This window comes from Bacillus sp. FSL H8-0492 (assembly GCF_038006145.1).
GTDB lineage: Bacteria > Bacillota > Bacilli > Bacillales > Bacillaceae_G > Bacillus_A > Bacillus_A mycoides.
The window spans coordinates 1,828,684-1,853,013 of sequence record NZ_JBBOUP010000001.1 but is presented as its reverse complement, the minus strand read 5'-3'; the positions used below and the strand labels follow the sequence as shown (position 1 = coordinate 1,853,013).

Here is a 24,330-nt window from a genome sequence, read left to right as displayed (position 1 = left end):
TTTCTGTATATCCCTACAAAAAGATAGCATCTTTTATGATTACATTTCTTAATCGATTCTCCTACTCAGCAAAAGCACTCGAATACTGTACAACCCCTTCTACACCTTCAAGAGCATTTTCCGTTAATTCCATTACCATAAACACTTCTTCAGGCACTTCAAATGGTGCTTTTATATTCCACTCACTTGCTTTTTTAAATCCGAATTTCGGATAGTACTCTGGATGTCCTAATACTACAACTGACCCGTATCCAAGTTCTTTCGCTTTTTCTAACGCAGCTCCAATAAGCTTTCCACCAATTCCTTTTTTCTGATGGCCCCTAACAACTGAAACTGGTGCAAGTGCTAATGAATCTACAGTAGTCCCATCTTGTTCTATTGTAATTTTCGATAACATAATATGCCCGACTATTTCCTCATCTACTGCAACGATTGATAATTCAGGAATAAACGAGTCACATTCTCTAATACGTTTTACAAGTTCATGTTCCTTTTTATCACTAAATTCTTCATTTAAAAATGCCTCTTTTACAACTTCTTCTGTCTTTCTATAATCATTTTTTTGTTCTTGTCTAATCGTTACCATTCTATATTATCCTCTATTCTTTCTTATTTCTTTTTCAATTTTACGAAGCGCTTTTTTCGATCCGCGCTCAATATCGTGTTGCATTTTTCTTTCTTTATAATCAACAAATAGTGTATTTAAATCATATCCTTCTGGGTATAATTCTTTCGCCGCTACCTCTAAAGTAATACGTTTCACATTCACTTCAACGAATTCACCGTTATAATATACAACGACATTATAGAAATTATCTTTTTCCTTATATACAATCCCGAAATCGTTATGATCTAACAAATTCACACGGTCGCCGATTTTATATTCATAGTCATTTTCTCTTTTTTCTTGCACCATTTTCGGTTTTCTAATCTTACTTTCATTCACTTTTTCTATAGCGTATTCTTTATTTCCCATATACTCTTTCGCTCTTTGCAGTACATGTTCTCTCACATTCATTTTATTCGCAATCCAAAGTGCATTACTTTCACCTGATTTACCGATCACTAATTTATAAAGTGGCTCTAGTGTTTCACTATTAAATTGCATTGCTGCGTTCATAAAATCATCGTGCATTTCTGAAAAGCGTTTAATTTCACCGTAATGCGTACTCGCAATTGTAATACATCCCGCAAGATAAAATTCTTCTAAAATAGATATCGCAAGCGCCGCACCTTCATTCGGTTCTGTACCGCTTCCTATTTCGTCAAATAACAGTAACGTATTATTATTTGACATCCTCATAATCTCAGAAAGATTTTTCATATGAGATGAAAATGTACTTAGTGCATTTTCGATACTTTGGTTATCACCAATGTCTACAAATACATTTTCGAAAATAGCAATTTCCGTTTCTTTATCTCCAGCGATGTGAAGGCCTGACATTGTCGCTAATGTTAACAATCCAATTGTTTTTAGCACAATTGTTTTCCCGCCTGCATTCGGCCCAGTAATAATTAAACTACGATATTCTTGACCGATTTCAAAGTTTAATGGTACTACTTTTCCACTTAAAAGCGGATGCTTACAATTCATTAAATGAATGTAGCCATGATCGTTTAATTTCGGCTCTATTCCATCGATTGATTTACTAAACTTCGCTTTCGCAAATACCATATCATATTGGCTAATTAGTTCCATATTAATTTTTATATGATAAATATTTTCTAATACCATTCCTGATAAAGTCGCTAAAATTTGATACTCTTCCATCGCTTCTTCTGCTTTCCAACTTGCGAGTTCCGTATTTAACTTTGTAACCGTATGCGGTTCTATAAATACAGTTGAACCTTTAGCGGAAGCTTCAACTATACTTCCCGCAACTTGATTTTTATAAGAAGATTTAATTGGAATCGTATACCTATCGTCCTTCTTACTAATAAAGAATTCCTGAATATATTTCTTATTTGCACTACTATTTAAAAACTTCGTTAAACGTTCTTTTATTTTTCCGTCTACAGAATCAATGTTATTTCGAATTCGTTTTAACTCTTTACTAGCCGCTGCATCAATGCTATTTCCTTTAATTGAAAAGTTAATTTCCTCTTCAATACTTTTAAATTCAGTCATTGAATTTGCATAGGAAGCTAATACTGGCGCAAAAAATTCTTTATCTAGCATAAACTTTTTAATCTTTCGGCACCCACGTAAAAAGTCTGAAACGCTCACTAACTCTGCTGGATCTAAAATCATCCCTTTTTCTAATTTTTGAATTGTACTAGCGATATTAGAAATTCCGAAGAAAGGCACATGCCCTTCTGCATCTACTATAGCTCGTGCTTCTGTCGTTTCATTCAAGCGATTCCTCACTACTTTTATACTCGTACTCGGCTCTAATTTATTTAATAGTTCTTTACCTAATCCACTTACACAATAAGATTTCACTATATCCTTTAATTCGTTATATTGTAACTTTTCAAAAGTCATCGTATTCATTTTGTTTCTCCTCACTATGATTGGTTTTTATCATCAATGAAGATACCTACTCATTAGATTCCAATGAGTTCTACATTATTCAATTATCATTTTTATACATTAAAAACATATACAAAAAAGCTGCGGGGATACCGCAGCTTTTACATTTACAAGGCATGTGTAATAACATATGAGAAAATAAGCCATAAAAACAGATGGCAATCCCCTTATTACACGCTTTATAAAGTATTGTAGGTATCTTCATAGGTTTCGAAATAAATGCATGACAAAATTAGGGGGATGATATACATAAAAATCCCCTGGTCTTATCCGATTTATTTCATTAAATTTTTCCTATTTAGTACCTACCGCACTCACAAAAAGCACCTCTCATTAATTTATATTTTATGTTCATTGAAATCTAATTTATTGAAATCATCATACTATATGTTTTGTAATAAGTAAAGATGTCAGACTTTTGCCCTTCACACCTGAGGAAGGACAATTTTTTCGGATAATGCTTTTTTCACTTTGTAGACTGTAAAACTTTCATATAATCAACCTTTTTCTCAAGGGTCTTTTTCGCATCTTCAGCCGTTACTATATAATCTACAGCAATATTTTGTAATACATCTTTATTAGTATTTGGCAGCTGAATCGTTATATCTTCTACACTACTTTTACTATTTTCAATCGTTTTATTAAATTCCTGAATACTTCTTGCAGCCTCCGCTAATTTTTCCATATGTGAAGGATTATTTACATCTAAAACAGTATCACTTCTAAAAACTGCCGTATAATACTGCTTCAATTTTTTCTTCGCTATTTCTTTCTCAGCATTTTTATCGAAAACAGTATCCCCTGTCTGCATTTGATCAAAATTAATTACAGTGTTATTCCCTTTCTTCCCATAATATTTATTAAATTTTTCTTGTAAATCATTTGTTTCCTTTTTTATTTTATAGTTATCATTATTTACTTCTGGAGAGATTTGTCCATCGAAATAAAGTTGAAATTGCAAATACGGTTCATCTACTTGCTGCACAAAAGCTATCCGTCCCTTTGGACCAAGGAAATCCTTTCCATTATCCAGTGTTTCAACTTGGTTTAGTTTAACAGAAATACCATACTCCGATTTTGTATAACTTTGTGCTTTTTGTTCAATTTCTTCATTCGATATATCACATGATGTTAATAGGAATAAACTAAACATTATGATATATATCATTTTTGTTTTTTTCATCTTGCGTCTCCTTTTGCTACTACTGCCTATACAGAAATGTCCTTATGGATTTTAAATTACGATTTATATAAAGAACTTCTTCTAATAACCGCTACATCAAATTGTCTTCGCTGACTTGAATAATAAAAACTCATCATCTTGCTTTAGAAAGCCCTAATAACCACAAGTGTAAAAACACCCATTTGTTATCGCTTTACAATCATAGTGTAATTTTACAATATAATCATTTTATCGTAAAGCAAATATAACATCTATTAAAATCATGTTAAAAACATACTAATATTTAGTTCTATAGCAATCACAGTACGGTTTTTATTGTATCAACTTTAAAGTAATAACTTTAATTTCGTTGCGGAAAAATTAAATAAGCGCCTCCGCTATTGCGAATGTCATTTACTTTCCCTAATACATTTAATAATTATGACAAGCAATCATAGGAGGTTACTATATGAGCAAAGAAAATATTATTTTACATGGACCTGCTCTTGAACCAAATTTAATTGGCCCCACACTCCCACCAATTCCACCATTTACATTCCCAACCGGACCTACTGGAATCACAGGACCTACCGGTGCGACAGGTTTTACTGGAATTGGAATAACTGGTCCCACTGGGATTACAGGACCTACTGGAATTGGAATAACTGGTCCTACTGGTGTTACAGGAATTACTGGACCTACCGGCGCTACAGGAATCGGAATAACCGGTCCCACTGGAGCGACCGGTTTAGGAATTCTCCCGGTATTTGGAACAATAACTTCTGAAGTAGGTATCGGTTTTTCAGCAGTAGTTAATACAAATGTTAATTTGACAATTCCAGGACCTGTTAGTGGAACTACTCTAACCCCAGTAGACAACTCCATTACAATTGATACCACTGGTGTGTACTCTGTATCTTTTTCAATTGTATTTGTGATACAAGCTATTTCGTCTAGTATATTAAACCTTACAATAAATGATTCCATTCAATTCGCCATTGAAACACGAGTTGGTGGTGGTTCTGGGGTAAGAACTACATCCGCTAGAACTGATCTATTACCTTTAAACCAAGGAGATGTCCTTCGAGTACGAATAAGAGAAGCCACGGGTGACATTATTTATTCCAATGCATCTCTTGTTGTTTCAAAAGTCGACTAGTTCATTTATTAAAATAAAGATTTAGGAATGATATCAATGTAAAAAGAAGAGGAAACTTATATTTCAGTCTACCTCTTCTTTTTCATCACCAATTTACTGCTGAACATATATGGAAACTGAGCCTCCACTTACATAGAACTGCCCCCATCCGTCCTTATTAATTGTTACAGTATTTGTTTGATTACCCGTAATATCGTACCATACTTCCCCAGCGTTATTCTTTCCAACATCCATCCACTTTGATCCTCCTGGTCCATCCGAGAGTAATGTCGCTAAACCAGAATTAGCATGTACACCATCGCCTTCTCTTGTCCAGCCAATCACATCTGGATGGTCTAAATAATCACGCTGCGTACCATATGCAAAGTTTTTTCGTGCCGTCAAAATTGGATCAATTTTATCTTTTAACGCTGGAATTTCATAACTACTATTTCCGCTTGTCCCATAGTAATCACCATAGAAAACTGAAGGATAGCCCTCTGCACGAGTTAAAATAAATGCATATGCCAGCGGCTTAAACCACGGACTTACTACAGATTCCAATGACTGCCCAGGCTGAGAATCATGATTCTCAACGAGAGTAACTGCGAGTGCAGGGTGATTTTTCATTACTGTTCCATTTAAAATATTTCTCATATCATAATTCCCATTTCCTGTTGAAGCATAATGAAAATTGTAATGAAGCGGTGCATCAAACACAGATTGATTATAATTGACTTTCGCTAAATAATTGTTTAAAGCCTGAACATCATTTTGCCAATATTCAGCTACTGTAAACATTTCTTTCCCCGTTTGCTGTCTGGCATGATTTACCCAATCGCGTAAATATTCATGATCAATATGTTTAACAGCATCTAAACGAAAACCATCTAAATTTAATTCATTCGCATACCACGTCCCCCAATTTTTCATCTCATTCGCAACATCAGGATGATCAAAATCAAGATCTGCATACATCAAATAATCATAATTTCCATTTTCGCTAGACACTTCCCAATCCCACGCTTTATCTACACCCCTAAATTTATAAATTCGATTTAATTTCCTTCCTTCATCCCAATCCGTTCCGTCAAAATGATACCATTTCCATTTGAAATTAGAATAAGCATCTCCGCGCCCTGGAAAATTAAACCCGGTCCATGCACTAATTTGATAATCACCTGATACTTCAATATTTCGATTGTTACGGTCTACCTCAACAGCTGTTACGGTTTCAGTATAATCAGCCCCACCTTTATGATTCATAACTACATCACCGTATACGTCGATGTTTTGCTTATGTAAAGCGTCAATTGCAGATTTCAACTGTGCTTTTGTCCCATATTTCGTCCGCACCGTTCCTTTTTGATTGAATTCCCCCAAATCATATAAATCATACGCTCCATACCCTACATCATTTTGCGAAGTCCCTTTATATGCAGGTGGTATCCATACAGATGTAATTCCTTTATGAGCTAAATTTTCAGCATCAGAACGCAAACGATTCCAATGATTCCCATCATTTGGAGCGTACCACTCAAAATACTGCATTAATGTTCCATTGTTCACTGTTGCTGCTTCTGCCTTATTTCCCTCATATATATTAGGAAAAAGCAAAATAAACAATAAACAGACTACCGTAATCCTTTTCAACATATTTACACCATCCCCTTTAAGAAAACGTTTGCATAATTCGTTAAAGTTATTATAATATTCGTTCTACAGTTAGTAAAGTAACAATCTTTTAATCTCTCACATTATTTTTCAAAATATGAATTCAACTATTCCACAAGTACCCCACATAGTTTAAAATTCACATCGGATTCAAAATTGTTTACAATTTATCTATAAAAGCATAACGGAGGGATTTCTATGACCGACTTTCAAAAACAATTTTTTGCAAGATTAAATATAGAAGAAAAACACAAAGTTTCATTTGAAGATTTACCTAACATTATGTACGCAATGGCACAAACTGTCCCTTTTGAAAACTTAAATATTCTCGAAAACAACTTTAAAGAAATATCAAAAGAAAATCTAAAAGAAAAAATTTTAATAAACAACCGTGGCGGCCTTTGTTATGAATTGAATCCGGCTATGTATTACTTCCTTAAAGACTCTAAATTCGATGTCCATCTCGTTTCAGGAACAGTTTATAACGCTGCAAATTCTATATGGGCTGTAGATTCAGGGCATATCGCAACTGTTTTACAACATCATAATGAACTTTACTTAATTGAAGTAGGTTTCGGATCATATTTACCCCTTTCCCCTGTTCCTTTCTCAGGTGAGATCGTTCATTCTGTAACAGGCGACTATCGTATTCGTAAAGAAACGACTGAAAAAGGTAATTATATTTTAGAAATGCGTAAAAGTAATGAGTTTCTAGATCAATCTTCTACTGATGATTGGACAGTAGGTTATGCATTTTACTTGGAAGAAGTGGATGAAACGAAAGCAAATGCAGCACAAAAAATTATTGTTGAACATGAAGGTTCACCATTTAACAAAGTACCTCTTGTTGTAAAACTTACTCATGACGGGCACGCATCATTAACAAAAGATAGCCTTACAGTAACGAAAAATAGAAATAAAACAAAAGAAACAATTACAAAAGAGCAATATACAAACCTCCTTCATTCAACGTTCGGCATTACATTATAACTTTTAAAGCCTCGCCATTCTCGGCAAGGCTTTTTATTTTTCAGCAGGAATTTTTTGCAATTTGTTGTATTTCATAGTTATATAGGAATATAACTACATATTTAGAAAGGAAATGATTATGACAGAACTTAACGATCGACTACAAGTAGCTGATAAAGAAAAATGGGATTTAACGGATATTTACCATACAATTGAAGATTGGGAAAACGATTTTCATAAAATTGAATTATTAACGAATGAATTACACAAGTTTAATGGAAATATTCACGATGGCAATAGTTTATTAGCTTATTTAACAAAGAGTGAAGAAATATCTAGCATAATATCTTTAATGTTTGCTTATGCACGATTACAATCCGATCTTGACACACGCGATACTGACGCTCAATCCCTTGTCGATAAAGTATCACAATTACACGTGAAAGTAAGTGCGGCTAAATCTTTCTTTTCCCCATTCTTACTTAGTGTAGATGAAAACACATTACATTCTTACATAGAAGAAACAGAAGGCTTACACTATTATAAAGAAGACTTATTTGAGCTATACCGTTATAAAAAACACGTTTTGAATAAAGACCAAGAAGAGATTTTATCACAAATGGGTGAAGCACTCTCCTCCCCGCAGCATACATTTGGCATGTTAAATAATGCAGATATAATTTTTGGTGAAGTGACTACTGATGATGGAGAAAAAGTAAACTTAACACGTGGAATGTATTCAAAGCTAATAGAAGATGAGAATCGTGAGAATCGTGAAGAAGCCTATAAAGCTTATTACAAACCATACGTTCAATTAAAGAATTCTATCGCTTCTACTTTGTCCGCAGCTATTAAAAACAATGTTACTGTCTCAAAGCTACGAAAATATCCATCAGCTTTAGAAAAATCATTATTTGGCGACATGGTTCCGAAAGAAGTATATGAAAATTTAATTGAGACAACGAAAAAAAACATTCGATCATTACATACGTATAATGAACTTAGAAAAGAAAAATTAAATGTAGATGAACTACGACAATACGACTTGAGTGTTGATTTAGTAAAAGGTGTAAAACAAGACATTCCATACGACGAAGCGTTTGATATAATGATCGCGTCACTAGCTCCTTTAGGTAAAGAATATATCGAAACATTAAAAAACTTTAAAGATAAACGCTATATAGACGTGAGAGAAACACCAGGAAAACGTTCTGGCGCTTATAACTTTGGTGTATACGGTGTTCATCCTTTCATTCTTTTAAATCATCATGATGATTTAAATAGCCTTTTCACCCTTACTCATGAATGCGGGCACGGTATGCATACGCATTACTCACACGGATACCAACCAAGAATTTCTGCACACTATACTATCTTTGTTGCAGAAGTCGCTTCTACAGTAAATGAAGTGTTATTAATTCATTATTTATTAAAAGAAGCAAAAGAAACGAACGTACGTAATCATTTAATTAACTACTTTATCGATAGCTTTAAAGGTACTTTCTTTACACAAATCATGTTTGCAGAATTTGAAAAAATCACACATGAAATGGCCGAACAAGGTAAACCATTAAATGCCAAAGTCTTTAGTGAAATTTACGAAAACTTATTTAGAGAATATAATGGCGACTCCCTCGTATTTGACGAAGAAGTAAAATATGGCTGGTCTAGAATCCCTCATTTCTACCGTCCATTTTACGTATACAAATACGCAACTGGATTCGCTTCTGCCATTCAAATCGCCGATAAATTATTAAGCGGTGATCCAAATGCTCAGAAAAACTATATTGAATTCCTTAAAGGCGGAAGTTCTGACTATCCATTAAACCTACTGAAAAAAGCTGGCGTTGATTTAACTACACCAGAACCGATTGAAAGTGCATTAAATCGATTCACCCAACTTGTTGAAGAGTTTTCAGCATTATAGAAAAAAGCATGCAGATTATAGAATCTGCATGCTTTTTCATATAAAATATACATTTCATTTATTCACTTGTTGCTGTGTCACACAGTGAATCATACCACCATACGCAAACAGTTCATTTACATAAATACCAACAATTCTTCTTCCCGGAAACTGCCCTTCCATGATTTGAAGCGCTAACTTGTCATGCTCATCGCCATATATAGGAACCAATACAACTTCATTTCCAATATAAAAGTTCAAATATGAGCCCTTACAGTCTGCTTCTTTTACCACTTTTCTTGTCACCGGTACTGGGATGAGCTGAAATGGATTTCCATCTATATTTCTCGCCTGTCTCAATTCTTGATAATGCTTTTCGTACGCCTCCAAAAGGTAGGATTCACTCTCCCCAAAAGGATCATATTCATAAAGAATTGTATTTTCATTTACAAAACGCGCTGCCCCATCAATATGGTAATCTGTATCTTCATCATAATTATCCTCTCCGCGAATACCAGTTATCCATATAAAATTCGTTACTCCCAAATACTTCGTTAACTCTATTTCAATCTCTTCCTGACTTAGTGTAGGATTTCGATTTTCATTTATAATAGAAGTTTTTGCCGCCATTAAGGTGCCATTTCCATTTATCTCTATTCCTCCACCTTCTATACAGACACTAGATTTAACTTTTGGAATGCTATACATTCCACTTATTTTTTCCGGAATAACAGCATCATTTTCATACGGATATTTATCCCCCCAACCATTAAATACCCAGTGTGTTAAACAGAGATTGCCTTCCTTGTCTTTTACAAAGATCGGTCCATTATCTCTTATCCAAACATCATCCGTTTCTTCAATTAAAAAATCAATTTTATCCATATCTACATTCGCTTCAGTTAACTTCGATTGTACATGTACTTTTTCTTCCTCATCAAATACAACAATATGCACATTCTCTCCGTAATGAAGCTCCTTTGCCATCGTTACCCAAATATCATCTAGCTTAGATCTGTAACCTTCGCCTCTATGAGCCTTATCATGAGGCCATTGGAGCCATGTCCCCTCATGATTTTCCCACTCAGCAGGCATATAAAACAAACTATTTTCTATATTTCTCATACGTGTTCACCCCTTCTTCGAATGTAAGTTCAGTCTAAACTTTAACATCATGTTAAGGTCAACAGAAATATATTAACTACTTCATAAACCGATTCTTTATTTTCCCTTGTGATACACTACTTCTCCTTGTAAAACCGTCACTAAAACTTTCGCATTCGGAATCTTATCGGCACTCATTTTAGTAATATCTTCATTTAGTAATACCATATCGGCTGATTTACCTACTTCAATTGAACCAGTAATATTATCAAGACCTAATGCTTTGGCGGGCTTAATTGTATATGCATCAATAGCTGCGTATACATCAGACAAGCCCTTTTCATCAATACTTAGTGCATTCGAAATCGTCACAAGTGGATTTAGTTCATTTACATCCCAATCACTACTAAGTGATACGTTTGCTCCTGTTTTCCAAATGCGTCCTAACGGCATAATTCGTTTCATCTGTTGATTTGTAAAATACGCACTTGCCCAGCTTTGTTTAGGATCTTCTGCAAAATCATGACCTACTTGGAAATCAGCGCTAATACCTAACTTAGCAAAACGATTTATATCACTATCTTCTACCATTTCCACATGTGTAAGCGTATAAGGTTGATTCGCCCCTTCTTTTTTCGCTGCTTCAATTGCATTTAAACTTTCTCTTACTCCGCCATCTCCAATTGTGTGGATGAGTGCACCGTAACCAATTTTATTGAGTTCACTCAACCACCACTTCATTTTTTCTTCTGGAATATAGTTCAAACCGTACGGTGTTCCTTTAAACCACTCAAATTTATATTTTTCTAGTATTTTAGCTGTGCTGTTAATGCTAATTCCATCACTATACATCTTCACTTGATTAATAAGCATTCTAGATGATACATCATCACGCTTAATTTTTTTGAAATACTCCATTTGCTCTGCTTCATTTAAGTTCGGATATACCCACGGACGAAGTACTACTCGCGACGTTAACTTTTTCTCATCATTAACTTTATTCCAAACATCTAACCAGCCTCGTTTCCAATAAAGACGTCCATCGCCGACTGTAGTAATACCATTCTTCGCAACCTCATCTAAACCGTCTAACAAACCTTCATAATTTTTTTCAAAGAGATTGGGCTGGGAATTCCATGCTTTTTCCATCACGATATCCCCTGCTGTATCATACAGAAGCCCGAAAGGTTCTCCTGTTTCTGGATCCCGAATGATTCTTCCGCCTTGCGGATCTTTCGTCTCTTTATTTATTCCTGCTGATTCCAATGCCTTTGAGTTAACCCATACAGAATGAGAAGTTCTTTCCATAATTAATACAGGGTTATTAGGAAATAACTCATCAAGAACTTGTAATGGTGTTTGTTGTTCTGATTTTTCGTCCATATCTTTTAACAGCTCTTCCAAACTAAATCCTGTTCCGCTTATCCATTCGCCATCTTTCACATCTTTTTTACAAGCCTTTAAATACGAGCGTTGTTCTTGCAGCGCAGCATCCGGTGAAACACTACAATTCCCTGCTGCTGGTGATTTCGCCTCAAATATATGATTGTGATTGTCCACAAAACCAGGAAGAATAAAACGCCCTTGTAAATCCACCACTTTCGTATCTTCATTTATAAATCCTTCTACATCTTTGTTTGAACCAACAAATGTAATTTTCCCTTCTTTAACGGCTACAGCCTCTACAATGTCTTGCTTGTCATTTGAAGTATAGATTGTACCATTTTTAAACACTACATTTTTTGGCAACTGATTTGGTAGAACGAAGCTACCATTCTCACCTTCTCCTACTCCAGGAGTACACGCTGAAACCCATGTCATACTTAGAATCAGACAAATAATCATGATTGTTCTTTTCATATTCTTTCTCCTTTTTATTATGATGAATTACTTACATAAATAGAATAAGGATTGACATAATGTTAATGTCAATCCTTATTCTCAGTCTATTTTCATAACTAAAAAACAAATTTGTGTCACATACTCCTCTACTAAACAATCACATTCAGGTCCCTTTATGTAGACCTCATATGGTGAACCATCTATTACATAACCATTTCTTTCAATCCATTTTTCTAACGCAATATAAGCGTAGCCTATATAGTCATAACTTCCATAATGCATAGTAGTAGCGATTTGATGTGGATTTAATTTTTTCATTTCATATTCTTGTACTACATCTTTATTGTTCCCATGCATGACCGGAATCCTTAATTCAACATCACTTTCATTTGGAATATACTCTTCATCATAAAAGACCGTAGAGGGCGAACCAACCATTTGTAAGTTATGCTTTTGTACTTTTTCATATAAGTCATAAAAATAATCATCCATATCATCTATATTTATTTGCAGTCTTTGGGCAATTACTGTTATTTCATTTCTCATTCCAATAAATATATCGTAATTTCTATGACAAGCAGTATTTAAAGCATGATTCATATTTACCATTTCATTCATTTCTGAAATAACCTGTAAATTTTGTTTCACCTCATGAGACAACTCTATAATTTGTGATTGCATATGTTTAATAAATGAATCTTGATCTGATGATTGAAGAATTATTTTAATTTTCGGTAAAGGGAACTTGTACTCCCTTAGCTTTTTAATTTTCAACGCTATTTCAAGCTGTCCTTGCTCATAATATCTATATCCATTTACCGGATTCACATATGCTGGTTTCAATATTTCCTCTTTATCATAATGCCTTAGCATTCGTGTACTCATTTTACAAATCCGTGAAAATTCAGTAATTGTATACATATAAATACCCCTTGAATACATTTTCTTATATATAAGCTTATTTATTAAAACCAATCAAATATTTTTCTGATTGAAGAACCTTCATTCTGATCGTTCAGCCTTTTCATTTTTGAAGGTAACAAATGACTAGGACAATACCACGTTAAACAATTCATGGCGCCTCCCATTGTCGATATTTCTCCTACATGACTTTGAATAACTTGTTTCTCAGTATGCTGTTGAATATATCGTAAAACTTCCTCATCTTTAGCTAATCCAAACTTAGGAACGTAAAGCGTATCACATGTTTCTAACATATTTATATATAAACCTTTTGCTGACGCTATCTCTTCATCGTATTGACCCTTCTCTGTATATGACGAAGGAACAACTATAAATTCAGCCTCTGGCATTTGCTCTTGAATAATCTCTTGAACCTTATATCTAAATTCATGATCCCCTAAAAAATCACTAATAAACATTGTATGTTCATCAATAAATTTAACCATCCCGTCTGCGTGTGCAAGTACATCTCCCTCTTCAGCAGGAATAATAATAACCCGACTCACATCTAAATCCCATTCCAGTTGCTCTATAATTTCTTCTTCCGTCCAATCATAATTATCATCAAATATGCGTTCCGTTAATATAACGGTATCTTTTTTATTCCAAATAAGATTTCCACCGTCTAATATCAATGGAGATGTCACATATTCAAAGTCGTTCTTTTTCAACCATTTATTAAATTGTTGATCTAAATATCGTCCTTGATCTTTCGGTAAGTAATTTGGTTGATATTTGAATTTAACTAGATGATTTGTTACAACTGGTGCAACATCTCTTAACCAAATATCATCATACTCAAAAAAGTTTGTATGAAAGTTTTGCTCTTCAACAGATAAAGATATAAGTTGATCGGTAAATGCTTTATTTTCATTTAAGTATTTATTAAAATAAATAATATCTTCATAAAATGGTCGATAATATTCATTCGATTCATCTGGTATTGCAGTAAAAATAATGCCACTATGTTTTTGTTCCATATTACTTACCTCGCTTTTTAATAATGATTGAATAACTGTTTTCAATAAGCCAACTATTCCCCAATTCATTTCTCTTTTCATTACAATTTTTGAAACGTGCACATTTCATGAATGGATTATAGCACGGAGAAATATTATATATTTATATAAAAAATATAAAGCCGTCGTCGTTAAGCCATAAACTGACTCTTGACAAGATTTTAAAACTTTAATCGCCGTACACAATGACGGATTAGATGATTTTTTTATCAAGATTCAAATCCATTACTTCTAACAGGGCGTTTTGATTATATAAATTCACTAAATGTGTTTCTACCCCTATGCAAATCCCTTCTAGCGGAAGATCGTTTGGATCTTGACCAAATGGATCCTCAATTTCAACCCCTATTGCTTCAATCCCTATAAATGCAAAACTTATGAACGTAGTTGCAAGTACTGTAAACCATCCAAGACTATCAACAAGACCAATCGATAAAGTCCCGCAAAATATGAGCAGTAAAATTTTAATATGAGCAAAATATGCAAAAGGAATAGGCGTTGTTTTGATCCGATCACATCCACCCACAGCCGTAAGCAGAGTATTCAAATCAGCTTCCATATTAATTATTGCATTTGGGTGAATTTGACCCGTTTTCAAACCTTTTGATAGTATAGTTTTTAACATAAAAACTATACTAATCGGTAAATGAATAGACTCAGCCAACATTTCTTTTTCCTTCTCAGAACAAATATCAAACAATGCTTTTATTTCGGATAAATCTTTTTCGTCTCTCAAATGTCCTTTCGCTATCTTTGGAAAAGCAATTAACAAATGTAAAAATTTTAATTTTTCCTGATCCGTCTTTTTCCCTTCAGACTCCCAATAACATAAAAAACTAACTGCCAAATTTCTAGTACAAGCACCAACCGTGCCAAATAACTTTCTACCTTCCCAATACCTATCATAGGCAGTGTTAGTACGAAAAACTAACAGTAGCCCTAAAGCTCCTCCAACAATTACCCAAGGAGTTTGATTAATTTTTATTTCTACATAATAATAATTAATCACAGTTACTATCGTTGAAATACATATATATAATAAAATTTGCGGGAAAATATCTCTTATAACTGTTCCCTTTAATGTAAATATTTGATGTAAACTATTTTGATTATTGTAATGAACCATATTTACAAAAACCTCCTTCCTTATTAACCTTTTATTCTTTTAAATTATGAAAGTATACAATTAAATAGTAGAATCATAAACCCTATTATTATAAAACTGGTTAAGATTATTTCTTTCAATACTATTACTCCTTTTTATCAAAAGATAAAACATCTTTTTTGATTTAAACAACAAACGTTCACTCTTCTAAATCACGACGCATTATTTTAGAATTTGCAATGAATAAAGCACTAATTAATACAAGAATCGCGCAAGCATATATCAATGAATCCATTGGACTATCATGGTCTATAATAATTAGACGAACAATAGCCGTAATACCTATATATATAAAATAACGTAATGGAAAATGAAAGTTCATTTGAAAATACTTTATAATCATTACGATGAATTCAAAATATAAAAAAAATACGACAATGCTATCAATTAAATGATAACTAGATTCCTCACTATTTAATTTAAGTTCTTGTATAAATTGAATGACTTCTTTCATAAGAAACACACTTAAAACAATTCCCAAACAGATCAAAGCTACATTTATAATGTACTGTAGAACGATAGGAAAAAACGAAAATACTCTTTTAAAATTCTTTAACACAAACATTTTTCTCCTTTTCCATATAAAACAAGAATGACAATATAGTTTTATTTAATTATCGTTACATTAAAATTATACATTACTATCTTGTTACAGATGTTAAAACAAGACAAAATAAGTAAAGATAGCATTTCACCTATTTTGTCTATAAAGCAACATAACGAAACTATAATCGATTACTTCAATTGAATCGGTTGTTGCTGTGTCACACAATGGATCATTCCGCCATTTTTATAAAGCTCTCTCACATCAATTCCCACTACTTTACGATCCGGGTATAATTTCTGAATCGTATCGTTTGCGATTTTGTCATTTGGATCATTATAGTTAGGCACCAATATAACTGTATTCCCAACATAATAATTGATATATGACCCCTTATAATCTAAAGTTTTTCCACCTTCTAAAGTAACTTTATCTTTACTAAGCGGTAAGTATTCGTACTTATATTTCTGTCCTGAAGCATTTTTTGCATCTAACAATTTATCCATATCTTTGTTTGACAAGCCCCATTCAGCCAAGTCATCTTCTGCCATCGTTACGATTGTAGATTTATCATGGAATTTAGCAAATCCATCAATATGAAAATCAGTAATATCTAAATTAGGCACTCCATCTAACCAAATAAAGTTTGTCACCCCAAGGTCACTTATATATTTTTCAATTTCCGCTTCTGATAAATCAGGATTTCTATTTTTATTCGTTACTGCGCTTCGAGTTAATAAAGCAGTCCCATTGCTGTCTAATTCAATTGCGCCACCTTCAAGGACAAACTTCCCCCAATCAATTCTTTCAATCCCTAATTGTTTACTAACATTCTCACGTATACGGGCATCATTTTTATATGGAGTTTTCTTTCCCCAACCATTAAATGCTGGATCTAATATTTTCAGATTTTTATTATTGTCATAAACAAAAATCGGTCCACTATCTCTTGCCCACACATCATCAGTAGGAGCGATAAAGAAATCAACTTTATCCATATTCAGCCCTTTATCTATTAAAAGCTTATTGATTCGCTCTTTCTCTTCCTCATCATATGCAACAATGTGGACTTTTTCACCCTCAGTTAAAGCACTTGCCATCTTAATCCAAATAGGTTCAACTTCTTGTTTATACTCTTGACCATATGTGTATTCATGAGGCCATTGTAGCCATGTACCTTCATGTTTATCTTTTTCATCCGGCATCGTATATTTTCCAGCGTTTTTCTGTACCTCTACTTTTTTATCCTCTTTCTCTTTCCCTTTGGCATTTTCATTATTCCCTTCAAAAGAACATCCACTAATAATCGTTGTAGATAATGTAGCTATTAAACAAAACTTTACTATTTTTTTCATTTTTCAACCTCCTGTTCATGTCTACAATACTGTAAGGCTTAACATAGTGTGAAGCTCAAGCTTTTTCATCAATGTAAAAATTACCAATTATTCTTCCGCATGATAATCACATAATTTCAATACAAATAGATGACATTCACAAAATACACTTCCTATATTTAACATCCATATCATTTAACTTCCTTCATAAATTTATTCTAATACTAATCCCCTCTCATACATGCTCGTTCACTAAATAAAAAAAATCGGTATTGATAATTTTATATCAATACCGATTTTTAAATAATTATTTTCCTTCTATTAAATCATTCGCTAATTTCCTAAACTCTTGATTAAATGTATCATTCATACCATTTTGTACGTTAGAGAATAATATTACAAACGTTCTTTTATCCCAGTTAAAATTATTAAAAGTGTTCCAGCCAGCTAATACACCGTGGTTATGATAATAATCTGGGTAAATATAGAAGCTAAATCCATATTTTCTCGCAGGTGATACTGTAAACATATCTGATAAGCTTTGTTTAGAAATCAGCTTTCCATCCATAATAGCCTCATCTAATCTTTTCATATCTTCAACGGTCGTATACATTTCACCACAACCATACAGCCAGTTCATTTTTAAGCGGGGTGCAGCTATTAACTCATTATCTTTTTTCGTGTAACCTTCTGCTAAGAAAATATCTTCAGGGAGAGTTGCACCCATACCAGATTCATTCATTTCAACAGGAGTAAAAATGTTTTCTTTCACATATTCAGCAAGCGGTTTATTCGATATCTTTTCTACAATATACGCAAGTACCATATAATTATAATCTGTATATTTCCATCCTGTCCCTGCAGGAAATTGCAACTTTTGCGCTCCAATCCACGTTACTAACTTTAAACGTGATGCCGCATCAACACTACCTTGTCCCTGATCTGGTAACCCGGACGTATGTGTTAACAAATTTCGTAACGTAATGTTTTTATCTGCTGGAAACGATGGAATATACTTATTTACATTGTCTTCAATATTCAATTTCCCTTTTTCTCTTAGCTGTAATATAGATATTGCAACTACTGTTTTCGTTATGGAACCGATGCGATATTTTGTTCTTGGCGTTGTTAAAACTTTATCTTTTACATTCGCATACCCGTAGCCTTTTCGTAAAACCACATTATTTTTATCCGTTACGAGAACCGTCCCGTTAAATCCTTTATCTTTTAAATATTGATCGAGTTTCGTTGCTGCACTATCATAACGTTTTTGCTGATTCGCATCAACTTTCGATTGAACATTTCCAACTTTATCCTCAAAATTTGAAAATGCCTTCAAACTGTATTTCTTTTCTTTATTTGCATGTATAAGTGCAGCGACACTCCCACAAAAAATAGCAAAAACAAAGAAAGCGATTAACCATTTCTTAAACATATGGGAACCCTCTTTTATCTAGTTTCACTTTATACTTTTCCATTCTATTCTATATCTTTTAGTTTTTAAATATCTTATAATCTATCTACTCTATTATTCCTCATAGTAAACTAGATTCCTTTTTCTAACGTTCAAATTTTAACTACTCTCTATTGTAGTTCTTTTTTACAAAATTTCCACCTTACAATCGGATACATCCAACTTTAATTTTAATTTTTTATGTAACATTCGTTACACATTAACAAGAATGGAGCCGTTAATTTGAAAAAGACCGATAAGCGCAATCGTTTAGATGATATGATGTTTCATTATCGAGTAACAAAAAACAATATAGTTTCAATTGAATATTACAGAAAACAGATTATAATTTTAAAAGGAAATGATGCTGAAAAATTTTTAAACAAAATAAATCGGGCAAGTAACGAAAAAGAAAAACAGCTTATTATGGCTAAAATTACAGGTAATTTCAAAAGAGGAAATGAGCGTTAATGAAAACGAATCTCATTTATAACTTGATTATACAACATATTAAAAAAGAAATGTCACTCCCACGACATTTCTTTAGATTTTCTTCATAAAAGATTTACATTTTTAATATTCTTTTACTGTTACATAAATTCACCGCTGAAACGCTTAGTAATGCAGCTATACCTATCCATGCATATGTGTAGCCTTTTCCATCTACTATATAACCAAACAAAGCAGGTGCAAAGATAATAGCAATTTGATTAAGTGTAAGCGCAAAACTCACTGTTAGGCCTACCAATTCCTCACTTGCAGACTCAGCAACTTCAACCATAAAAAGACTAAACCAACCGATCGCAAAGAACCCTAGCAGTCCGCTCATCACAAACAATGCCTCAAGTGTCATTGTGTTTATACTCATTACAACAACTAAAATTAAGCAAAAAGATATACATACAGTTATTAATAAAGGTTTACGACGATCACCTTTGTAATATGTATCACTTATTGTAGTTAATATAATTCGCCCAATCATTCCTGCAACTAGCATAACTGAAAATACTTTCCCTGCTACAATAGGTGTTATCGATTTTTCAACAGCTAAAAACTTCATAAAATGTCCGACTAATATCATTTGTAAAGAAATCATGCAAATACCTGTAGTAAAAATTGGATACAGCTCTTTTTTACATATTACCTTTTTTAACTGCATCCAAAAAGAAATACTTACATTTTCTTGGCTCTTGTGTTCTCGTACGTACGATTCCTTATAAAATATGAAAAACAATAACCCGCCTATTATACATATAGTTGCAATAACATTTATCGTATAAGATAAACTAAATCTAAGTGTAAGCAAAGGGATCGTTACTCCTGCTAACGCCCCGCCAATAGGTATACCAGCTTGCCGTATTCCCATAGCTAATCCGCGCATTTCTTTCGGAAACCATTTCAAGATTACTTTACTTCCCCCTGGCTGGGATACGCTATAAAAAGTTCCTATTAAAAGAAGGACAAATAATAGCCCAATAAATCCCCTTGCCATATGAGCAAGTAAAAGTGCCCCGCCAATTAATACAGTGCTCGATCCAATTAATATTCTTTCGTTATATCGATCAAGTAACCTTCCGGCAAAAAGCATACAAAACAGCGGACCAATATTTACAGCACTTATTAACAACCCAACCTGCATATTCGAAAGTACATATTTCTGTTTCCAAAATAAAGCGAGTACCCCTACTCCATATGTTATAAGTGTTGCACTTGCCTGTGCTACCGTTGCCAAAGTTAACATGATCCATTTATTAGAACTACTGTACTTTTCAATTTTTTCTTCACTTATCAACGTTATCTCCCCCATATCCCTTTCATTGTATGAAGGTTCTGATATCATGTAAAATAAGTGTTAATAATAGAATCCATCAAAAAAATTGATAGCTTTTTCGGGGTGATAATAAATGGATATAAAAGATTTAACGGTTTTTTACGAAGTTGCGACAGTAGGAAATATATCTCATGCTGCTAAAAACTTAAACTATGTACAATCAGGTGTAACGATGCGTATAAAACAACTAGAAATTGAGTTAGGTGTGCCTTTATTTTATCGAAATGGAAAAGGCGTTACTTTAACTTCTAACGGAGAAATTTTATTAACATATGCAAAACAAATCATCCACTTAATCGATCAATCCATTCAAGCTGTCCAAAGTAACGGAACCGAGCCAAAAGGCACGTTAAAAATCGGATGTACAGAATCGACAACAGCCGTTCGTCTCCCGCCCATATTAACGACCTATTATGAAAAGTATCCAGAAGTTGAATTGATTCTAGAAACAAACACGACAGACCAATTAACTCAGCTCGTTTTAGAGCGAAAACTAGACGGGGCTCTTATCGCTGGAAATATTCAGCATACTGAACTTCATACACTTTCATTTCGAGAAGAAGAACTCGTTCTCATTAGTAAGAATCCTCTATCTTCCTTTAAAACAATAGAAGAACTGAATTTACTCGCTTTTAGTCAAGGTTGTTATTACAGAAGACTATTAGAAAACTGGCTTCAAGAAGAAGGGATTTCACCTAAAAGAATACTAGAGTTCGGAACAATTGAAGCAATACTTGCATGTGTAAAATCAGGTATGGGTACGGCTATTATGCTGAAATCTATTATTCCAGATTACGAACATGGTTTATCTTTAAATACATTACCAAATCACTTTAGAAAGGTTCCTACTACCTTTATTATTCGAAAAGATATTTTCCACTCAGCTGCCTTGCAAAAATTTATGGAGATGATCAACAATGCGTGAAAAGAAAATACGCGGAATGAAACGAAAAACAAAAACTCTTATAAAAAGAATTGAAGACGCCACTAAAGCATTTCCATCTACTTTCTATAACGATGAATACTGGCATATGCCTTTACCAGGCTCTCAAGCTTTTATCGATTCTAGTACAACACCTAGGAAAGTAAAGCGATTGTGCATTCAAACCCTGTTAAATCAAGCGAATCACTTAATGACAATGAAACCGAACGATACAAATACATATCGAGTCGTTGTTATGATCAAAATAGCAAGCTTATGGAACTCACAAATCATCATATTTAAAAACGATGACTACTTTCAAAATTTTTTCAATAGAGATAACGAATTTCAAAAATGGATTCCCCTCTCCAATGCTTCCGACTTCGGGCATGAATGGAAAATATCAATTTCTAACAGTGTCCAAACATTGCATTTCCAAGAGATAATCAAGGATGAAGATGGATTTTATGATGAAGGAGAACTTTTGTTTATAGGAGAGTTATCATAAAAGGGGAACTGTCAAATGAAAAACTTCCCTTTTTCCACTAAACAACATCGCTATATAATGAATTTAACATTTCACTATATAGGAGGTTTTCATATGGTAATCCCTAAATACCCTGAAGTCCCACATCTTACGAAAAAACAAATTGAAGAAATAACCGAAATCGCTTTCCTAAAAGAATCAACACCACAACAGTGTGATGCAATTTTCGTTTTCGGTGGTTCCCATCCTGGTAATTGGCAAGCTCCTTTACATGCTTATCAACAAGGTTTAGGTGCACAAATTATCGTCACAGGTGGTACTAGTTTACATGGAATGAAACATCCAAACTGGAATTAAGGAATAATGTAAAAAAAACTGCTTATTTAAACAGTTTTTTCACATTATTTCTTATTATATTTTAGACAATACATTTTCTTGAAAAGTACGTTCTTCTTGATCTTCATATCCGGTTGAAACAACTTCTTGAATATCATCATGGTTAAATAAATATGTGAAATCTGGATTCATATAGCCTTCTGGATAAGGACACCCCATATAATCGAACTTCCTTACCTCATCCGTTTCTACTTGTTGTTTCCGCCCGAAAATCATGAGTTTCTTTGTACCTTCTTTTAAAATTACAATAGAGCCTATAGGGAGCAGTTGTGAATTCATTGTCTTTTCTCCTTTCTTGTAAGTTTAGGTTTCTTTTGGGAATGTGGTGTATTTACATGTCCCGAAGCAGCCGTGGATTGTCTCCTTTCCTTCCTTGACAGTTTAGGCTTCTTTTGAGAATGTAATTTGTTTAAATGTCCTGAAGCAATAGATTGTTTTTTGAAGTCAAAGTAAAAATACAAATGTGTACTTAGAGCTAAGAAAACAACGGAAAACAATGAGGCGAGAATGATTAATACGATAGCCATAGCCTTTTGACTCAAAATACCAATAATAACTTGACCAACCATATAACCTAAACTTGAAAAAAGTACAATTTTAGGGATTTTTACTTCTTGATTAGTTGTCCCTCTTAAGCGGTCTGTAAAATATTGAATCCAAAATAATACAGATTTATAACCAATTAAACTATATGCAATAAGTGATAAAATTAAAAATAAAGGAGACTCTATTTCTACGAATTCGTAAGCTAACTTTTGCACAGCTATAAAACTACAAAATGAAATACTTAATGCAACAAATCCAGAATATAGTAAATGTTGCAATTGAGGCTGCCGAGGCTTATAAAAGGAAACCCAAATCCCCCATAGATTACATATCACATAAAATGGTAAAGCTACGTAAGAGTATATATTGTACGGTGGAAATATGAATAAAATGATAAGTAGCATAAAATTCATGATAACCCACACAAAAGCCCCTACAATATTTCTTATATCAAATGGTATTAATATTCGCATACAATCAACTATGTTGTTTCCATTATATTTGTCCATTATGCATCCCATCCATTTCATTCCTCTTCAAATCAACATATACCCATATATACGCTCCAGATATACTAAACACAACAGCCAATAAAGAAAAGACTAAAATTAAGACCGTCGCTAAACCATTTTGTGATAATGTACCTACACATATCTGTCCAATAATATATCCCAATCCTGATAAATAAACAATTGGAGAAATTTTTATATTGTCATTTTCTTCATTGTTTAATCGCCTTAAAAAACTTTTCATTCCAATAGAAATTAATTTATAAATTGTAAAAATGTAAAGCACAAAAGTAACAATAAAAAACAGAGGTGTTTCAATTTTAATAAAGGTATATGCAATCTTTTGAATCACTATAAAGCTTCCAAAAGAAAAAGTTATTCCCATAAATCCATTATATAAAATGTGTACCAACCTTGGCTAATTTGGTTTACAAAAAAATACCCATACCCCCCATATATTAGCAGTAAAAAGAAAAGGGAAAATTATATATAAGTATATAGTAAAGGTTGGAGGAAATAAAAATGGGGTTAAAATCATAAAATTAATAACTACCCACACCATAACGACACTCGATCTTACACTGTCAGGCATCAATTTCTGAATAATTTGTTCTGTGCTTTTTCCGTGGTATTTTTCCATATTAATCTCCCAAAAACTAAAAAATTTTATCTAAAGCTGCTCCGATTCCAGATTTAACTCTATCTTTTACCGAATCCTGTTTGCCATCATGATTCCAATCACCTTTGTTAAATTCGATTCCATCAGTGAACATACTAATTTCCATAAAAACATCCAAGCTTATTCCACTCCAATAAAGGTTCCATTTGCTGCA

Annotated in this window: 21 protein-coding genes and 3 pseudogenes; 7 read left to right on the top strand and 17 right to left on the bottom strand. The window is 33.3% G+C overall.

Annotated elements, in window-relative coordinates:
* Positions 1–61: 61 nt before the first annotated feature.
* The 3 genes from MHH66_RS09400 to MHH66_RS09390 all read right to left on the bottom strand — a co-directional run bounded on the left by MHH66_RS09400 (position 62) and on the right by MHH66_RS09390 (position 3,716).
* A complete protein-coding gene (locus MHH66_RS09400) occupies positions 62–586 on the bottom strand; it encodes a GNAT family N-acetyltransferase (protein ID WP_078185508.1) in 525 nt (174 codons plus the stop codon).
* Positions 587–592: 6 nt separating this feature from the next.
* Positions 593–2,494 carry an endonuclease MutS2 gene (locus MHH66_RS09395; RefSeq protein ID WP_078185507.1) on the bottom strand — a complete coding sequence of 634 codons (1,902 nt, stop codon included), beginning with the start codon at positions 2,492–2,494 and terminating at the stop codon, positions 593–595.
* A 505-nt stretch (positions 2,495–2,999) separates the two neighbouring features.
* Positions 3,000–3,716: a hypothetical protein gene (locus tag MHH66_RS09390; protein ID WP_078185506.1), complete on the bottom strand. Its 717-nt coding sequence runs from the start codon at positions 3,714–3,716 to the stop codon at positions 3,000–3,002.
* Between the two features lie 448 nt (positions 3,717–4,164).
* Here MHH66_RS09390 and betA point away from each other — a divergent pair, with 448 nt between their 5' ends.
* On the top strand, positions 4,165–4,854 hold the full coding sequence (gene betA / locus MHH66_RS09385) for a collagen-like exosporium glycoprotein BetA (protein WP_078185505.1): 690 nt from the start codon (positions 4,165–4,167) through the stop codon (positions 4,852–4,854).
* A gap of 93 nt (positions 4,855–4,947) precedes the next feature.
* Here betA and amyS read toward each other — a convergent pair whose 3' ends face one another.
* Complete coding sequence (amyS, locus tag MHH66_RS09380; protein WP_063218599.1) at positions 4,948–6,489, bottom strand: alpha-amylase; 1,542 nt, start codon at positions 6,487–6,489, stop codon at positions 4,948–4,950.
* 216 nt (positions 6,490–6,705) lie between these two features.
* Between amyS and MHH66_RS09375 the strand changes: the two genes are divergently transcribed.
* Both MHH66_RS09375 and pepF read left to right on the top strand, forming a co-directional pair.
* Positions 6,706–7,497: an arylamine N-acetyltransferase family protein gene (locus MHH66_RS09375; protein ID WP_002033438.1), complete on the top strand. Its 792-nt coding sequence runs from the start codon at positions 6,706–6,708 to the stop codon at positions 7,495–7,497.
* A gap of 118 nt (positions 7,498–7,615) precedes the next feature.
* Complete coding sequence (gene pepF / locus MHH66_RS09370) at positions 7,616–9,403, top strand: oligoendopeptidase F (protein ID WP_078185504.1); 1,788 nt, start codon at positions 7,616–7,618, stop codon at positions 9,401–9,403.
* 54 nt (positions 9,404–9,457) lie between these two features.
* On the opposite strand, the gene MHH66_RS09365 is transcribed toward pepF, so the two are convergent.
* The 8 genes from MHH66_RS09365 to MHH66_RS09330 all read right to left on the bottom strand — a co-directional run bounded on the left by MHH66_RS09365 (position 9,458) and on the right by MHH66_RS09330 (position 18,788).
* Complete coding sequence (locus MHH66_RS09365) at positions 9,458–10,507, bottom strand: agmatine deiminase family protein (RefSeq protein ID WP_078185503.1); 1,050 nt, start codon at positions 10,505–10,507, stop codon at positions 9,458–9,460.
* Between the two features lie 96 nt (positions 10,508–10,603).
* Entirely contained in the window at positions 10,604–12,346 is a 1,743-nt protein-coding gene (locus MHH66_RS09360; protein WP_078185502.1) for an amidohydrolase, read from the bottom strand.
* A gap of 81 nt (positions 12,347–12,427) precedes the next feature.
* Positions 12,428–13,249: a MerR family transcriptional regulator gene (locus tag MHH66_RS09355; RefSeq protein ID WP_078185501.1), complete on the bottom strand. Its 822-nt coding sequence runs from the start codon at positions 13,247–13,249 to the stop codon at positions 12,428–12,430.
* A gap of 44 nt (positions 13,250–13,293) precedes the next feature.
* Positions 13,294–14,271 carry an agmatine deiminase family protein gene (locus MHH66_RS09350; protein WP_078185533.1) on the bottom strand — a complete coding sequence of 326 codons (978 nt, stop codon included), beginning with the start codon at positions 14,269–14,271 and terminating at the stop codon, positions 13,294–13,296.
* A gap of 232 nt (positions 14,272–14,503) precedes the next feature.
* Positions 14,504–15,436: a bestrophin family protein gene (locus MHH66_RS09345; RefSeq protein WP_002087673.1), complete on the bottom strand. Its 933-nt coding sequence runs from the start codon at positions 15,434–15,436 to the stop codon at positions 14,504–14,506.
* A gap of 178 nt (positions 15,437–15,614) precedes the next feature.
* A complete protein-coding gene (gene psiE / locus MHH66_RS09340; RefSeq protein WP_016100895.1) occupies positions 15,615–16,034 on the bottom strand; it encodes a phosphate-starvation-inducible protein PsiE in 420 nt (139 codons plus the stop codon).
* Positions 16,035–16,210: 176 nt separating this feature from the next.
* Positions 16,211–17,374: an agmatine deiminase family protein gene (locus MHH66_RS09335; RefSeq protein WP_002142629.1), complete on the bottom strand. Its 1,164-nt coding sequence runs from the start codon at positions 17,372–17,374 to the stop codon at positions 16,211–16,213.
* Positions 17,375–17,660: 286 nt separating this feature from the next.
* Complete coding sequence (locus tag MHH66_RS09330; RefSeq protein ID WP_078186029.1) at positions 17,661–18,788, bottom strand: serine hydrolase domain-containing protein; 1,128 nt, start codon at positions 18,786–18,788, stop codon at positions 17,661–17,663.
* A gap of 261 nt (positions 18,789–19,049) precedes the next feature.
* Between MHH66_RS09330 and MHH66_RS09325 the strand changes: the two genes are divergently transcribed.
* Positions 19,050–19,277, top strand: a complete 228-nt coding sequence (locus tag MHH66_RS09325) for a hypothetical protein (RefSeq protein WP_012261353.1) — start codon at positions 19,050–19,052, stop codon at positions 19,275–19,277.
* Positions 19,278–19,371: 94 nt separating this feature from the next.
* Here the strand turns inward: MHH66_RS09325 and MHH66_RS09320 are convergent, their stop codons facing one another.
* A complete protein-coding gene (locus MHH66_RS09320) occupies positions 19,372–20,598 on the bottom strand; it encodes an MFS transporter (protein ID WP_078185293.1) in 1,227 nt (408 codons plus the stop codon).
* A 112-nt stretch (positions 20,599–20,710) separates the two neighbouring features.
* On the opposite strand from MHH66_RS09320, the gene MHH66_RS09315 reads away from it, so the two are divergent.
* From MHH66_RS09315 to MHH66_RS09305, 3 genes and pseudogenes are all read left to right on the top strand, one after another.
* Entirely contained in the window at positions 20,711–21,562 is an 852-nt protein-coding gene (locus MHH66_RS09315; RefSeq protein WP_078185292.1) for a LysR family transcriptional regulator, read from the top strand.
* Positions 21,555–22,067 (top strand): DUF3916 domain-containing protein, encoded by a 513-nt coding sequence (locus tag MHH66_RS09310; protein WP_063218607.1) that lies wholly within the window; start codon positions 21,555–21,557, stop codon positions 22,065–22,067. Before MHH66_RS09315 ends, MHH66_RS09310 begins: the two co-directional genes overlap by 8 nt.
* A 93-nt stretch (positions 22,068–22,160) precedes the next feature.
* Positions 22,161–22,400 (top strand): annotated as a pseudogene (locus MHH66_RS09305) (hypothetical protein); the annotation flags it as partial.
* 57 nt (positions 22,401–22,457) lie between these two features.
* On the opposite strand, the gene MHH66_RS09300 reads toward MHH66_RS09305, so the two are convergent.
* The 4 genes and pseudogenes from MHH66_RS09300 to MHH66_RS09285 form a co-directional block, all read right to left on the bottom strand.
* Positions 22,458–22,721 carry a DUF4176 domain-containing protein gene (locus MHH66_RS09300; RefSeq protein WP_078185291.1) on the bottom strand — a complete coding sequence of 88 codons (264 nt, stop codon included), beginning with the start codon at positions 22,719–22,721 and terminating at the stop codon, positions 22,458–22,460.
* Positions 22,718–23,509: a hypothetical protein gene (locus MHH66_RS09295; RefSeq protein ID WP_207553939.1), complete on the bottom strand. Its 792-nt coding sequence runs from the start codon at positions 23,507–23,509 to the stop codon at positions 22,718–22,720. Before MHH66_RS09295 ends, MHH66_RS09300 begins: the two co-directional genes overlap by 4 nt.
* A pseudogene (locus tag MHH66_RS09290) lies at positions 23,484–24,137 on the bottom strand (hypothetical protein). Before MHH66_RS09290 ends, MHH66_RS09295 begins: the two are co-directional and overlap by 26 nt.
* Positions 24,138–24,153: 16 nt before the next feature.
* A pseudogene (locus MHH66_RS09285) lies at positions 24,154–24,273 on the bottom strand (type VII secretion protein); the annotation flags it as partial.
* Between the last annotated feature and the right edge of the window lie 57 nt (positions 24,274–24,330).

What these genes read in the sequence shown, in the direction of transcription:
- MHH66_RS09400 (WP_078185508.1), bottom strand. Translation starts at nt 586, where the DNA reads ATGGTAACGATTAGACAAGAACAAAAAAATGATTATAGAAAGACAGAA.
- MHH66_RS09395 (WP_078185507.1), bottom strand. Translation starts at nt 2,494, where the DNA reads ATGAATACGATGACTTTTGAAAAGTTACAATATAACGAATTAAAGGAT.
- MHH66_RS09390 (WP_078185506.1), bottom strand. Translation starts at nt 3,716, where the DNA reads ATGAAAAAAACAAAAATGATATATATCATAATGTTTAGTTTATTCCTA.
- betA (WP_078185505.1), top strand. Translation starts at nt 4,165, where the DNA reads ATGAGCAAAGAAAATATTATTTTACATGGACCTGCTCTTGAACCAAAT.
- amyS (WP_063218599.1), bottom strand. Translation starts at nt 6,489, where the DNA reads ATGTTGAAAAGGATTACGGTAGTCTGTTTATTGTTTATTTTGCTTTTT.
- MHH66_RS09375 (WP_002033438.1), top strand. Translation starts at nt 6,706, where the DNA reads ATGACCGACTTTCAAAAACAATTTTTTGCAAGATTAAATATAGAAGAA.
- pepF (WP_078185504.1), top strand. Translation starts at nt 7,616, where the DNA reads ATGACAGAACTTAACGATCGACTACAAGTAGCTGATAAAGAAAAATGG.
- MHH66_RS09365 (WP_078185503.1), bottom strand. Translation starts at nt 10,507, where the DNA reads ATGAGAAATATAGAAAATAGTTTGTTTTATATGCCTGCTGAGTGGGAA.
- MHH66_RS09360 (WP_078185502.1), bottom strand. Translation starts at nt 12,346, where the DNA reads ATGAAAAGAACAATCATGATTATTTGTCTGATTCTAAGTATGACATGG.
- MHH66_RS09355 (WP_078185501.1), bottom strand. Translation starts at nt 13,249, where the DNA reads ATGTATACAATTACTGAATTTTCACGGATTTGTAAAATGAGTACACGA.
- MHH66_RS09350 (WP_078185533.1), bottom strand. Translation starts at nt 14,271, where the DNA reads ATGGAACAAAAACATAGTGGCATTATTTTTACTGCAATACCAGATGAA.
- MHH66_RS09345 (WP_002087673.1), bottom strand. Translation starts at nt 15,436, where the DNA reads ATGGTTCATTACAATAATCAAAATAGTTTACATCAAATATTTACATTA.
- MHH66_RS09335 (WP_002142629.1), bottom strand. Translation starts at nt 17,374, where the DNA reads ATGAAAAAAATAGTAAAGTTTTGTTTAATAGCTACATTATCTACAACG.
- MHH66_RS09330 (WP_078186029.1), bottom strand. Translation starts at nt 18,788, where the DNA reads ATGTTTAAGAAATGGTTAATCGCTTTCTTTGTTTTTGCTATTTTTTGT.
- MHH66_RS09315 (WP_078185292.1), top strand. Translation starts at nt 20,711, where the DNA reads ATGGATATAAAAGATTTAACGGTTTTTTACGAAGTTGCGACAGTAGGA.
- MHH66_RS09310 (WP_063218607.1), top strand. Translation starts at nt 21,555, where the DNA reads ATGCGTGAAAAGAAAATACGCGGAATGAAACGAAAAACAAAAACTCTT.
- MHH66_RS09300 (WP_078185291.1), bottom strand. Translation starts at nt 22,721, where the DNA reads ATGAATTCACAACTGCTCCCTATAGGCTCTATTGTAATTTTAAAAGAA.
- MHH66_RS09295 (WP_207553939.1), bottom strand. Translation starts at nt 23,509, where the DNA reads ATGGGATGCATAATGGACAAATATAATGGAAACAACATAGTTGATTGT.